This window comes from Aestuariivirga sp. (assembly GCF_047602625.1).
Taxonomy (GTDB): domain Bacteria; phylum Pseudomonadota; class Alphaproteobacteria; order Rhizobiales; family Aestuariivirgaceae; genus Aestuariivirga.
The window spans coordinates 674,026-687,755 of sequence record NZ_JASGGV010000002.1 but is presented as its reverse complement, the minus strand read 5'-3'; the positions used below and the strand labels follow the sequence as shown (position 1 = coordinate 687,755).

The following is a 13,730-nucleotide window of genomic DNA, read 5'->3' as shown; positions in this document are numbered from 1 at the left end:
CGGCATTCTAGCGCATGCGGCGTTCCATTGGCGCTTCGCCAAGTTCATAGGGCATGGACACGGAGCCATGGCGCTTCAGGATTTCGCGTGACGCCGCCAGCGGTTTCAGATCACGCCGGATGGTTTCAAAGGAGACGTTCAGCGTGTCGGCCAGGGTGGCGACAGTGCAGGAGCCCTGTTCGCGGACGAGGCGGAGGATATCGGACTGGCGGGGCGACAATTGCGCCATGTGGGAATGTCCTGCGATTGGGCGTTTATTGCCGTTAAACTTTGGTATAAGTCACAAAATGCAACAGATCATTGCATTATTTCCAACATAAAACAACATTCCGCTTTGAAATCATCCTGTTATGCCCCATGCTCCGGCCATGCCGAAAGCCATGTCCGACCCTGAAACCCGTGTGCGCAGCCTGCCGATCTGGCGCGGTCTGAAAGCGGTCACGCCGCTGAAAGGCGGGGTGAGCAATGCCAGCTTCACGGTGGAAGATGCGGGCGGGAAATATGTGGCCCGGGTAGGAGAGGATTATCCCTTCCATCAGGTGTCACGGGCGCGCGAGGCGATTGCCAGCCGCGCCGCCTTCGAGGCAGGGCTTTCGCCGGAGGTCGTGCATCTCGAGCCGGGCCTGATGGTGGTGCGCCATCTCGATGCCCGGACGTATGCGGAAGCCGATGTGCGCGCCAATGCGCAGCGCTGCGTGGAGATCGTGCAGCGCTGCCATCGCGAGATGGGCAAGCGCGTTTCAGGGCAGGGCGCCATCTTCTGGGTGTTCCAGATCATCCGCGACTATGGCTTCACGCTCAAGGCGGGCAAGCACGCCCATGTGAAAGACCTGCCGCGCTGGATGGCGATTGTCGATGAACTTGAAGCCTCGCAAGCGCCGCTGCCCATCATCTTCGGCCACCACGATCTGCTGCCCTCGAATTTTATGGACGATGGCAAGCGCCTGTGGCTGATCGACTGGGAATATGGCGCCTTCGGCACCGCCATGTTCGATCTCGCCAACATCGCCGCCAACAATTCCTTCGATGCAGCGGGCGAGGCGCTGATCCTCGATACCTATTTCGGCAAGACGCCCCCCGAAGCCATCGTCCGCGCCTTCCACGCCATGAAGGCGGCCAGCGCGCTGCGCGAGGCGACATGGGGCATGGTGTCGGAACTTCATCTCAACGCGCCGGGCGTCGATTACGTCGCCTATGCCGCCGAATATCTCGGCCGCTTCGAGCGCGTCTATGCGGATTACAAGAAGGCGTTTGGGTAATGAGATATCCCGCGTACCTGCTTTCCGCAGTTTTGGTGTTACTCGCGATGGTGCCGACTGCGCTGGGCATCGTTGCCTACAACGATTGGGGTTTTCGCGATTGCCCGCATGCCGATGGCCAGTGTGACGACGCGATGATGTCGATGCTGCTCTATGGATTGATCGCTCTGGGCCTTCTCGTGGTCGCGATCTTTTGGCCTGCAATTCTGGCGCGCAAACGGTGATGCCGATCTGTTTGTCTTTTCACCACACCCGTCATCCCCGCGCAGGCGGGGATCCCGCTTTTTCGACAGCATCGGGACGCCAGCCTTCCCTGGCATGACGCGCTTATGGAGCATTCCTGAATGAACCTTCCCATGCAGGCGCAATTCGTCGTCATTGGCGGCGGCATTATCGGCTGTTCGACAGCCTATCATCTGGCGCGTGACCACAAGGCCGATGTCATTCTGCTGGAGCAGAACAAGCTCACCTCCGGCTCCACCTGGCATGCGGCGGGGCTGGTGGGGCAGTTGCGCTCCTCCGCCTCGATCACCCAGGTGCTCAAATACTCCGTCGAGCTTTACAAGAACCTCGACAAGGAAACCGGCCTCGAGACCGGCTGGAAGATGACGGGCTGCCTGAGGCTCGCCACCAACCAAGACCGCTGGACGGAATACAAGCGCCTCGCCACCACGGCGCAGAGCTTCGGCATGGAGATGCATCTGATCTCTCCGACCGAGGTGAAAAAGATGTGGCCGCTGATGGACGTGAATGATCTCGTCGGCGCGTCGTGGCTTCCCACCGACGGGCAGGCCTCGCCCTCCGACATCACGCAGTCGCTCGCCAAGGGTGCGCGGATGCACGGCGCTAAAATCATCGAAGGCTGCCGCGTCGAAGGCTTCGACATGAAGGATGGCCGAGTCACGGCGGTGCGCACCAATCTCGGCGTCATCGCCTGCGAAACAGTGATCAACTGCGGCGGCCAATGGGCACGGCAGATCGGCGCCATGGCGGGCGTCTCCGTGCCGCTGCAGCCGGTGAAGCACCAATATATCATCACCGAGAAGGTGGACGGGCTGGCGGCGGATGCCGCGACGCTCCGCGATCCGGACCGGCGCACCTATTTCAAGGAGGAAGTGGGCGGACTCGTGTTCGGCGGTTATGAGCCAAATCCGATTCCCTGGACGCAAGGCGATGTGCCGGGCAATTTCGAGTTCCAGCTGTTTGAGGATGACTGGGATCATTTCGAGCAGCACATGACGCAGGCGCTGGCCCGCGTGCCCGCGCTTGAGAAGACCGGCATCAAGAAGATGATCAACGGGCCGGAGAGCTTCACGCCCGATGGCAACTTTATTCTGGGTGCTACACCCGAACTCAAGAATTTCTATGTCGGTGCGGGGTTCAATGCTTTCGGCATCGCCTCGGGCGGCGGCGCGGGTTGGGTGCTGGCGGAGTGGGCGGCGAAGGGCGAAGCGCCGATGGATTTGTGGGTGGTGGATATCCGCCGCTTCTCCGATCTTCACAAGGACCGGCAATGGACCTCCGACCGCACGCTTGAAGCCTATGGCAAGCATTACACCATCGGTTTTCCGCATGAAGAATATCAGAGCGGGCGGCCGCGCATCGTGTCGCCGCTCTATGAGCGGCTGAAGCAGCGCAACGCCTGTTTCGGCTCAAAGCTCGGCTGGGAAAGGCCCAACTGGTTCGCGCCTCAAGGCGTTGAGCCCAAAGACATCTATTCCATGGGGCGGCAGAACTGGTTCAGCGCCGTGGGCGAGGAACATAAGGCGGTGCGCGAGCGGGTGGGCGTGTTCGACCAGTCGTCCTTCGCCAAATATGACTTGAGGGGCCGTGACGCGGCAGAAGCACTGTCGTGGATCATGGCCAACCGTGTGCCGCAAGTCGGAAAGCTCGCGTATACACAAATGCTCAATTCGCGCGGCGGCATCGAATGCGATCTCACCGTGGCGCGCCCGGCGGAAGATCATTTCTACATCGTCACCGGCACGGGCTTCCGCACGCATGATTTTGCGTGGATCAGCGATCACATCTGGCCCGGCCTCGATGCGCGGCTCACCGACATCACGGAACAGTGGGGCACGCTGTCGGTCATGGGGCCGCAGGCGCGGGCGGTGATCCAGAAGGTGGCGGATCAGGATTTCTCCCATGCCGCCTTCCCCTTCGGCGCGGCGCGCGAAGTGAAGATCGCCGGGCACAAGACAATCGCCCTCCGCGTCACCTATGTTGGCGAACTCGGCTGGGAATTGCATATCTCCATCGCGGCCATCGGCGAAGTGTTCGATGCGCTGATGAAGGCGGGTGCGCCGGACGGAATCGTGCCCGCCGGTTACCGCGCCATTGAATCGCTGCGTCTCGAAAAAGGCTACCGCGCCTGGGGCAGCGACATCACGCCGAATGACACGCCGTTCCATGCCGGGCTCGGCTGGGCCGTGAAGCTCAAATCCAATCAGCCCTTCCTTGGCCGTGACGCATGCGAGGCCGTCTCATCCAAACCGCTTGTCAAAATGCTGGCGGGCTTCACAACCGCGCGCGAGGACATCGTTCTCGTCGGCCGTGAGACGATCCTGCGCGACGGCAAATTCGCGGGCTATCTGGCGAGCGGCGGCTATGGCTACACGGTGGGCCTGCCGATTGGTTATGGCTATGTGCGGAATGCCGAGGGCGTTTCCGAAGACTACGTGCGGAGCGGCACGTATGAATTGGTGGTGGCGAAGGACATTGTGAAAGCCAAGGTCCATCTCGAACCGCTCTATGATCCCACGAATGCGAAGGTGAAGTCATGAGTTTCCGCGCCGACCGGCACGTCCATATTCTCATCATCGGCGGCGGCGCCATCGGCACGTCGCTGGCCTATCATCTGGCGCGCGATGGGGCGAAAGATGTGCTGCTGGTGGAGAAGGCGCTGCTCACCCATGGCTGCACCTGGCACGCTGCGGGCCTTGTCGGCCAGCTTCGGGGCAAGAAGAACCTCACGCGACTCATGCAGAATTCCGTCGCTGTGTTCGACCGGCTGGAACAGGAGACGGAGCAGGCGATCTCGTGGAAGAAGGTCGGTTCGCTGCGTCTTGCGTCCAGCAAGGACCGGTGGAGCGAAATCCGCCGTTCGATGACGCAGGCCAAGAGCTTCGGCGTCGAATGCCATTCGCTTTCCGCCAATGAGGCGAAGACGCGCTTTCCCTATATCGCCACGGATGGCATCGAGGGCGCGACCTTCATTCCCGGCGACGGCTATATCGATCCCTATTCGCTTACCATAGCCTATGCCAAGGGCGCGCGCATGCATGGCGCCAGGATCGAGGAGGGCGTGTGCGTCGAGGAGATCGCACTTGAGGGCCGGCGCGCGCTGGGCGTCGTCACCAATGCGGGGAATATTTCCTGCGACATTCTTGTGAACTGCGCGGGTCTGTGGGCCAAGCGGGTGGGCAACATGGCGGGTGTGCCGCTGGCCGCAGGCATCGTCGAGCATCAGTATTTCCTCACGGAGAAAACGCTTTCCTTCGATCCCGGCCTCACCACGCTGCGCGATCCCGACAATAATTTCTATCTGAAGCCCGATACCGGCTCCTTCGCGATCGGCGGCTGGGAAGATGGATCACGCGGCTTCCATCGCGGCCTGCCACCGTTTTCCTTTGGCCGAGAATTGTTCCCGCCCAACATGGAGCGGCTGGAACTCTTTGCCCTGCCTGCCGCCACGCGGCTTCCCGTGCTCAACGACGTCGGCATCCAGACGGTGATCAACGGCCCCATTCCGGTCTCTGCCGATGGTGAGCCGATCATGGGGCTGGCGCCGGAACTCGATAATTTCTATGTCGCCTGTGGCTTCACGGCGGGCATTGCGGCCTCGGGCGGTGCTGGACTCGCCATGTCGAACATGATCCTGCATGGCGATGCCGGCATGGATCTCTGGCCGTTTGACGTCAGGCGTTTCTCGAAGGTCCACGCCCAGCCGCGCTACCTCGAGGACAGGGCGATCGAGGCCTATGGCGCCTATTACAAAATCCACTGGCCGGCGGAGGAAAGCTACGCAGGCCGCGGACTCAGGCGCTCCGGCGTCTATGATCAGCTGAAGACGGCAGGCGCGGTGTTCGGCTCGCGCGGGGGATGGGAGCGCGCCAACTGGTTCGCGCCTCCGGGCGTTTCCGACGTCTCGTCTTTTGAAGGCAAGCCCAACTGGTTTGACGCCGTGGGCGCGGAACACCGCGCCATCCGCGAACGGGCGGCGCTGATCGACCAGACATCCTTCTCGAAGTTTGAGATTTCAGGCGAGGGTGCGGAAAAGGCATTGCAGCATATCGCCGCCAATGATCTGTCAGGCCCGCCCGGCAAGGCCGTCTATACGCAGCTTTGCAACGAGAAGGGCGGCATCGAAGCGGATGTGACCTTCGTGCATCTGACCAATGACAGGTTCCTGATGGTCACCGGCTCGGCCTTCGGCCTGCATGATTCAGGCTGGGTGGCGAAACATCTGCCCAAGAGTGTTTCGATCCGTGATGTGACCAACACTTATGCGGTGCTAAACATCGTCGGGCCGCGCTCGCGCGAGATTCTGGCCAGCGTCACGGATGATGATGTGTCAGACGGGGCGTTGCCGTTCTTCGGCGCGAAAGAGATCGCGCTCGGCCATGCCACGGTGCTGGCAGTGCGTGTGGGGTATGTGGGTGAACTGGGCTTTGAACTTTATATCCCGCAAGAATTTGCCGCCCATGCGTATGAAACGCTGTGGGCGGCAGGCCAGCCCTTCGGCATCGCCAATGCCGGTTATCGCGCCATCGAGGCCTGCCGGCTCGAGAAGGGCTATCTCTATTGGTCGGGCGACATCACGCCGGACTATAATCCCTATGAAGCGGGCCTCGGCTTCTGCGTGGCGCTGGAGAAGGGCGACTTCATCGGGCGTGAGGCGCTGAAAGCAATCAAGGCCAAAGGTGTTGAGCGGAAGCTCTGCGCCTTCACTGTGGAAGGTTTCGCGCCCTTCCTGGGGGGCGAGGCCATCTTTCACAATGGCAAGGTGGCCGGCTCCACCTCCAGCACGGGCTATGGCTATTCCCTCGGCAAGACCATTGCCTTTGGCTATCTTCCGGCGGACATTGCGGGCGAAAAGGAATTCGGCATCGAGGCCTTCGGGAAAAACTATCGCGCCACGCGCGGCCCCCGCTGCCTCTATGACGCGAAGATGGAGCGCCTGAAAGGATGAATGTCCGCGCCGAGCCTGACATGGCGCCGCTCGTGCCGGAACTTCTCGTGCGCGACTTTCAAGCGAGCCTTGCCTTTTATACCAGTGTGCTTGGGTTTTCGGTTCTCTATTCGCGGCCGGAAGAGCACTTTGCCTTTCTGGATCTCGGTGGCGCCCAGTTGATGCTGGATCAACGCCACCCCGGCGGCTCGCGCGATTGGGTGGCGGCTGAAACCGAGTATCCCTATGGAAGAGGCATCAATTTTGAAATTGCCGTTTCTGATATCTCGCCTCTCTTCAAGAGCTGCGTCGCCGCCAATGCAAAGATTTTTCTCCAACCGGAAGAGAAATGGTACCGGCGCGGCGGCACTGAACTTGGCGTGAGGCAATTCATTGTTCTCGATCCCGATGGCTATATGTTGCGTCTTTCGCAATCCATCGGAGAACGCCCCTTTAAGGAGAATCCGGCATGAAAGAGGGTGATGATATCGCGCAGGCCCGCAAGGTTCTCGAGGGGCTGGAAATGTTCTGGTGCCTCGAAGAGCATGACCTTAAGATTCATCGTCTTGGCGGCCTTACCAATCTCGTCTTCCGCGTCGACATGAACGGCGAGCAATATGTGTTGCGCATTCCCGGCAAGGGTACCGAGGAATATATTAACCGCGCCAATGAAATCCAGGCGGCGCAGGAGGCGGCCAAGGCTGGCGTCAGCCCGGATGTCGTCTATGCCGATGCCAAAACCGGCGTGATGGTGACGCGGCTTGTGGATGATGCCGTCACCATGTCGCCTGAGAATTTCAAGTCGATCAAGGGCACGCCGGGCCGTGCGGGCGCTGTGCTGAAGAAGCTGCACAGCTCCGGCGCCAAGTTCAATTTCCGTTTTGAACTCTTCGCCATGATCGATGAATACCTGAAGGTGCTTTCCACCAAGGATGTGGAGTTGCCCGAGGGCTATCACGACGTGCTGAAGCAGGCGGAAACGGTGCGCAAGGCGCTTGCCGCGCACAGGCTGCCGCTGGTGGCCTGCCATTGCGATCCGCTGTGCGAGAATTTCCTCGATACGGGAAAGCGCATGTGGGTGGTGGACTGGGAATATTCCGGCATGAATGACCCGATGTGGGATCTGGGCGATCTGTCGGTGGAGGGCCAGTTCACCCCTGCGCAGGAAGAGGAAATGATCCAGGCCTATTTCGGCGGCGAGCCCACGCCCGCCGAGCGGGGCCGCATCGTCATCTACAAGGCGATGTGCGATTTGTTGTGGACGCTGTGGGGCCTGATCCAGCACGCCAACAAGAATCCGGTGGATGATTTCTGGGCCTATGCCACCAACCGCTTTTCCCGCTGCAAGGCGCTGATGGCGACGGCGGAGTTTCCCACCCATGTGGTGGCGGTCAAGAAAGGCTGAGCTACTTCACCGCCATGCAGGCGTTGTAGCGGCGCGTCACGCGCTCGGCGAAATCGCGCGTCGTCATCTTGTGGCTGATCTTGGCGCTCTTCAGCGTGATCTCGGGGATCATCGCGAAGGCGGGGGGCTTGCCGGTTTTGGCCTGCCAGGCCGCGCGGAGGGATATGAAGGTTTGCGTCGAGGTGAAGTCCGGCGATTTTTCTTTGAGAAGATCGCTGCGGATTTGTTCCTTCGTGAAAGTCAGTTTCGCTTTCTCCACAGCATGCCGCACAGCCTTTTCGCTGGCTGTCACGGTGGAGGCCGCCTTGCCATCTTTTCCATAGGACAGGAAATCGCCGTCGAAGGCCAGCGTCTCGCCGCTCAAATCGCTCACGGCTTTCTGCAGCGCGGCGTTGCGGCTGGCATAGCGTCCGGCATTGTAATCGGCGAAGCGGAACACCTTGCGGTCATAGCCGGTCTCAAAGCCCAGAAGCTGGCCCACGCCATAATGAAGCCCGCCGGGCCGCGTATAGAGGCGGTCGCGCACCGCATAGACATCGGCCAGCGACATGGGGAGGATGCGGCCGCGCCGTTCCTCCTTCAGCGCATAGGCCACCGATACCTGCATGGAGCCGATGGTCGTCACCTCATTGCGGTCCTCGATGAAGCCATTCACCAGCCCTGCGTTAACGAGGGTGCCGAGGCCGCTCTCCGCGCTCACCGCCGCCACCATGGCGCGGTAGGTGAGATCGAGATCGCGCTCCGTCTTTGCGGCGCGGATGCGGGCCATGAAAGTAGGGCCGGGGGAGGGGATTCGTGTCCAGCCATTCCGCCACCTTGGCGCCGATGACGGGATAGCCCGCGAGCTTATCCCGTAGAGCTTTTTCAGACAGCCGACCGAGACCCGGCACGGCAGGATTTGCAACGAAGCTTGATTCCTGATCGATCACCGCGATGGCCGCGCAGGCGTTTTCGCGCGTCACGGCAAGATCATTGGATTGCAGCGCCACGGAGAGGTCAACCGCCCAGCCATTGGCGTCCTTCCGTCCAGGCTCGGCAGCATGAATCAGCCGCGTGATGGTGGCCGTGCTCACATCATCGGCATGCGATGGCGCGGCAGTGGCGAGACCTATTAGGGAAAAGACGGCGAGGCGCTTCCACATCGTGCGGGTGGTTCCTGTGAGAAGTGACTTGGGGAACAAATCTGGCGGGACTTTGGCGCGAGGTCCAGCGCCGGAGACGACGTCGCAAGCACGATTTTTAATAGAATGACGTTCCAGAAACTGGCGTATCGTATCCGACGAGGTGAATGCATGGTCAAGCAGAGCGGCCGGTCAATTTCTGAACTTATCGAACTGGCACTGGAAGAATTGGCGGATCAAGAGGATCAGCCCCTTAATGCGGTGGTCGAGTTACAGGAACGCGGTGACGTTTCTGTCCTCGACGCGGCGCGCCGTCTCGCGCAAGAAGATGATCCTGCACGGCGGGCATTGGCTGCCCGAGTGCTGGGTGAGCTTGGAAGTCCCGGCCGTACTTTCCCCGAGGAATGCGGCTCCATACTGTCACGTCTTGCGCTGAGTGACACCGACCTTTCAGTAAAGCGAAGTGCGCTATTTGCACTGGGTCATCTCGGCTATCGGAAAAATGAATCCGGCCTCCTCTCGCTCGAAACGCATTCCGACGAAGGAATCAGATATGGACTGGCCTTTGCGCTTAATGGCTCAACCGATCCTTCAACTGTTGCCGTTCAACTCCGATTGATGGACGACAGCTATGAAATGGTGCGGGATTGGGCGACAACAAGTATTGGATGCACGCTTGCGCTTGATGGCGATTCAATACGCGATGCGTTATTAAAACGGATCGATGACGAAGACGAAATCGTACGGGCAGAGGCTTTGCATGGGCTTGCCCGGCGTACTGACCGGCGAGCCATTCCAGCTCTCATTAATGAGATCGGAATGGAAGGCGAGCGTTCTCACCCCGATCTTTTTATGGACGCCGCGCGTTGTCTGCTGCAGATCCCGGAACAAGATAACCTGACAAAAAGCGAGATTTTGTCCAGGTTGGCTGCGCTTGGCCGGGTGAACTAGCTTAGGCGACTACGGCATCAGCTTGCGTCTTGGCCATAGTCGTCGCGCGCCGCTGTTTCGGTGACGAGGCCTGCGGCGATGTCGGCGGCAAGAAGATCGCGCGCGCGTTTCGATGGATCGCCGAAGCCGCCGCCGCCCGGCAGTTCCACCACAAGGCTGTCGCCCGGCGGGATCACATGGATGCCCTTGTCGGGAATGGCCTTGCCGGAGCCCAGCCGCGCTACCCCTTTCGCGCCGGGCTTGCCGCCGTCGCGGCCCTGGGCGGGGTTGTGAATGCGGTCGAAGGTGGCGGCTGAAATGGTGAAGGGCGCGTCCTCGCGGTTGGCAATCTCGATCACCTGCGAAAGGCCGCCGCGCCATTCGCCTGCGCCGCCAGAATTCGCGAGATAGTGCTTGCGCCTGAACCACAGCGGGCACTGGGTTTCCGTCACCTCGACGGGAATGGTGCCAATGCCTGATGGGAAGGCCGTGGTGGCAAGTCCGTCCTTGCCGGGCCTGCCGCCGATGCCGCCCAGGCCAATGTTGATGACGCCGAACATCTTCGCGTTTGCCGTCTGCTCCGGCGGCACGCGGCCATGGGCGCTGTTGAGGCCGAGAATCCAGATCGAGCCCGCACTTTCCGCCTGCACCTTTCCGGGCAGCGCCTGCGCCAGGCAGCCGAACACGCAATCGGCCAGCATCTGGCCGATGACATGGCGCGCCGTGACGGGCGAGGGGCGGATCGGATCGACGCAGGTGTGCGGCTCCGTCACCAGATCGAAGCAGGAGAGGGAACCGATGTTGTTCGGCACATGGGGCGCAATCACCGCCTTCAGGCCGAACACCGAATAGGCGTGGGTATAGGTGCGCGGCGAATTGATGCCGTGGATCGAGGCGGGAGACGATCCCGAAAAATCGATGGTGATCTTGCCCTTCCTGATCGTCAGCCTGGACTTGATGGTGATCGGCCGCTCATAGCCATCGAGCGGCATTTCGTAACTCCACTCGCCTTCGGGCAGCGCCCTGATTGCCTCGCGTGCGCCCTTCTCCGACTGGGTAAGGATGTGTTTCGCCAGAGGCTCGATGGAGGCGAGTTTGAATTCCTCCATCATCTCCATCAGGCGGCGCGCGCCTGTGTCATTGGCGCTGATCAGCGACAAAAGATCGCCACGCACTTCAACGGGGTTGCGCGAATTGGCGAGGATGACGGCCAACAGCTCCTCGTTCAGGACGCCTTCCTTGCGGATGCGCGAATGCGGAATGAGCGTTCCTTCCTCGAAGGAGGAATTGGCCTTGGCCGACATGCCCACGCCGCCCACGTCGATGACGTGGCAGGTGGACGCGAAGAAGGCGACGAGCTTCTTCTTCAGGAACACCGGCGTCATCATCACATAGTCGAACAGGTGCCCGGTGCCGAGCCAAGGGTCATTGGTGATGAACACATCTCCCGGCTTCATGGCGGCCTGGGGAAAGTGCCTGAAGAAATGCGCAACCGCCGTGGCCATGGTGTTCACATGGCCGGGCGTGCCGGTCATCGCCTGGGCGATCATGTTGCCATGCGGGTCATAGACGCCGGCGGAAAGATCTCCCGCCTCGCGGGTGATGGTGCCGAAGGCGGTGCGCAGCAGCGATTGCGCCTGTTCCTCGACAACGGCGATCAGCCTGTTCCACATCACCTGCGTGCGGATGGCGGCGAGGGCGTCCTTGCTCATGACACGCGCTCCAGAACGATATAGCCAAGGCTGTTGATCGAGGCCGAGAAATTTGCCCCCACGATGGTCGAGGTTTCATCCTCGGCGATGATGGCAGGCCCCTTGATGCGGCTGCCCGGCGTCATGTCGAAGCGCCAGTAGACGGGGGCCGACACCTGCTTGCCGAGTGCCGGATCATAGATCGTGCGTCTGGAGCGCGACTTCGGCGCTAATTTGGCAGCCAGTTTGCGGGCGGGATGCGCTTTCACCGGCCTTGACGACACGGTGACCGACCAGGTGATCGCTTCCGCCTCCTGATTGGGAATGCGGAGGCCATAGACCTGTTCATAAAGCCGCTCGAACTCGGCCTTCACCTTCACGCCATCCCGGTTCGTCAGTGTACGGAGGGGAACGGCGACACGGATTTCATGGCCCTGGCCGACATAGCGGCAATCGGCGATGATGTGGATCAGAGGCTTGGCGCCGCCCAGCGCGGGCTCGACAACCGCGCGCGCATCCCGCGTCATGCCTTCAAGCAGCGTGTTGACGCGCGCCGCATCGAAAGTTTCGAGCGAGACGACGGCGCTTTTGGTGATTTCATAGGCGACGGGCGCGCGCAGGAAGCCGATGGCCGAGCCCACGCCGGCACCCCTTGGCACGATGATGCGCGAGACGCCCACTTTTTCCGCCAGGCGGCAGGCATGCAGCGGCGCGCCGCCGCCGAAGGCGATCATGGTGCAGGCGGCAATGTCGCGGCCACGCTCGATGGCGTGCACGCGCGCCGCATTGGCCATATTCTCCTCGACGATTTCGGTGACGCCCGCGGCGGGCCAGAAGTCCTTGAGGCCCAGCCTGTCGCCGATATTCTTTTGCAGCGCCGCCTTGGCGCCTGCTTCATCCAGCGCAATCTTGCCGCCCGCGAAATAAGCGGGATCAATTTTCCCTAGCGCCAGATTGGCGTCGGTCACGGCGGGTTCAACACCGCCACGCCCATAGCATACAGGGCCGGGCGTCGAGCCCGCACTGTCCGGCCCCACGGTGATGCGGGACAATCTGTCGACGCGGGCGATCGAGCCGCCGCCTGCGCCGATTTCCACCATCTCGATCACCGGAATGCGCACCGGGATGCCCGAGCCCTTCATGTCACGGTAGGCGCGGGCAATCTCGAATTTGCGCGAGCGTTCGGGTTCGCCATCGGTGAGCAGGCAAATCTTTGCCGTGGTGCCGCCCATGTCGAAAGACAAAACTTCGGGCAGCGCGCATTCCCCGGCGATCTCGCTGGCGAGAATTGCGCCACCGGCCGGGCCTGATTCCACAAGACGAATGGGGAAGCGCGCGGCGGTTTCCAGCGTCGTCAGCCCGCCGCCCGACATCATGAGGAAAAGAGGAGCCGAGAGCTTCATCGCCTTCAGCTCATCGCGCAGGCGGTGCAGATAACCCGCCATCAATGGCCGCACATAGGCATTGGCGGCGGTCGTTGAGAAACGCTCGAACTCGCGGATTTCCGGCGCCACCTCGCTGGAGATGCAGATGGTGACGTCCTTGGGCAGCGCTGCCTCAAGCACTTCGCGCACCCGGCGTTCATGCGCGTCATGGGCATAGGCATGGAGAAAGCCAATGGCCACGGCCTTCACATTCTCGGCGATCAGCCTTTCCGCCAGCCCGGCAAGTGCGAACTCATCAAGCGGCACCAGTACATCACCATCGGCGGAGAGACGTTCCTTCACCTCATAACGCCTGGTGCGGGGGACAAGCGGCAGGGAGCGGTCGATCATCAGGTCATAATGGTCGAAGCGTTTTTCGTAGCCCTGCTCGAGAATGTCACGGAAGCCTTCGGTGGTGATGAAGGCCGTCACCGCGCCCTTGCGCTCGATCAGCGCATTGGTGGCAAGCGTGGTGCCGTGGATGAAAACATCGACGTCTTCCGGTCTGATACCCGATTGGCCGAGCACCAGCCTGATCCCTTCGATCACGCCCAGTTCGGGTGCTGCGGTGGTGGTGAGTACCTTGCCGCTCCAGCGTTTCTCGCCGGATTCGAGCACGATGTCGGTGAAGGTGCCGCCAATATCGGCGGCCAGTTTGATGCGCTTGGCCATGGGGCGAGTATCACCAACGCTGGGGCAGTTGCAAGCGCCGTGCGGCGTTGAAACAGCG

General features: G+C 61.3%; 12 protein-coding genes. 7 read left to right on the top strand and 5 right to left on the bottom strand.

All coding sequences use genetic code 11. From position 1 onward, the window contains the following. Window positions 1–7: 7 nt before the first annotated feature. Entirely contained in the window at window positions 8–229 is a 222-nt protein-coding gene (locus QM694_RS08325; RefSeq protein WP_415006473.1) for a DeoR family transcriptional regulator, read from the bottom strand. 139 nt (window positions 230–368) lie between these two features. On the opposite strand from QM694_RS08325, the gene QM694_RS08320 reads away from it, so the two are divergent. The 6 genes from QM694_RS08320 to QM694_RS08295 all read left to right on the top strand — a co-directional run bounded on the left by QM694_RS08320 (window position 369) and on the right by QM694_RS08295 (window position 7,834). After that, window positions 369–1,259: a phosphotransferase gene (locus tag QM694_RS08320; protein ID WP_415006472.1), complete on the top strand. Its 891-nt coding sequence runs from the start codon at window positions 369–371 to the stop codon at window positions 1,257–1,259. Continuing rightward, the gene (locus QM694_RS08315) at window positions 1,259–1,483 is read left to right on the top strand and encodes a hypothetical protein (protein ID WP_415006471.1); all 225 of its coding nucleotides are present in this window, start codon (window positions 1,259–1,261) and stop codon (window positions 1,481–1,483) included. Before QM694_RS08320 ends, QM694_RS08315 begins: the two co-directional genes overlap by 1 nt. Window positions 1,484–1,603: 120 nt before the next feature. Then, complete coding sequence (locus QM694_RS08310) at window positions 1,604–4,042, top strand: GcvT family protein (protein WP_415006470.1); 2,439 nt, start codon at window positions 1,604–1,606, stop codon at window positions 4,040–4,042. Continuing rightward, window positions 4,039–6,450, top strand: a complete 2,412-nt coding sequence (locus QM694_RS08305) for a GcvT family protein (RefSeq protein ID WP_415006469.1) — start codon at window positions 4,039–4,041, stop codon at window positions 6,448–6,450. Before QM694_RS08310 ends, QM694_RS08305 begins: the two co-directional genes overlap by 4 nt. A gap of 20 nt (window positions 6,451–6,470) precedes the next feature. Then, window positions 6,471–6,902, top strand: a complete 432-nt coding sequence (locus tag QM694_RS08300; protein WP_415006468.1) for a bleomycin resistance protein — start codon at window positions 6,471–6,473, stop codon at window positions 6,900–6,902. Window positions 6,903–6,952: 50 nt separating this feature from the next. After that, entirely contained in the window at window positions 6,953–7,834 is an 882-nt protein-coding gene (locus tag QM694_RS08295; RefSeq protein WP_415008594.1) for a phosphotransferase, read from the top strand. Window position 7,835: 1 nt separating this feature from the next. Here the strand turns inward: QM694_RS08295 and QM694_RS08290 are convergent, their stop codons facing one another. Both QM694_RS08290 and QM694_RS08285 read right to left on the bottom strand, forming a co-directional pair. Then, window positions 7,836–8,603 (bottom strand): DUF1615 family protein, encoded by a 768-nt coding sequence (locus tag QM694_RS08290; protein WP_415006467.1) that lies wholly within the window; start codon window positions 8,601–8,603, stop codon window positions 7,836–7,838. Then, on the bottom strand, window positions 8,500–8,976 hold the full coding sequence (locus tag QM694_RS08285; protein WP_415006466.1) for a DUF1615 family protein: 477 nt from the start codon (window positions 8,974–8,976) through the stop codon (window positions 8,500–8,502). The genes QM694_RS08290 and QM694_RS08285 overlap by 104 nt, the downstream gene beginning before the upstream one ends. 150 nt (window positions 8,977–9,126) lie before the next feature. Here QM694_RS08285 and QM694_RS08280 point away from each other — a divergent pair, with 150 nt between their 5' ends. Next, window positions 9,127–9,906: a HEAT repeat domain-containing protein gene (locus tag QM694_RS08280; RefSeq protein WP_415006465.1), complete on the top strand. Its 780-nt coding sequence runs from the start codon at window positions 9,127–9,129 to the stop codon at window positions 9,904–9,906. A 17-nt stretch (window positions 9,907–9,923) separates the two neighbouring features. Here QM694_RS08280 and QM694_RS08275 read toward each other — a convergent pair whose 3' ends face one another. Beyond that, complete coding sequence (locus tag QM694_RS08275; protein WP_415006464.1) at window positions 9,924–11,597, bottom strand: hydantoinase B/oxoprolinase family protein; 1,674 nt, start codon at window positions 11,595–11,597, stop codon at window positions 9,924–9,926. Then, window positions 11,594–13,672 carry a hydantoinase/oxoprolinase family protein gene (locus tag QM694_RS08270; protein WP_415006463.1) on the bottom strand — a complete coding sequence of 693 codons (2,079 nt, stop codon included), beginning with the start codon at window positions 13,670–13,672 and terminating at the stop codon, window positions 11,594–11,596. The genes QM694_RS08275 and QM694_RS08270 overlap by 4 nt, the downstream gene beginning before the upstream one ends. Window positions 13,673–13,730 lie beyond the last annotated feature (58 nt).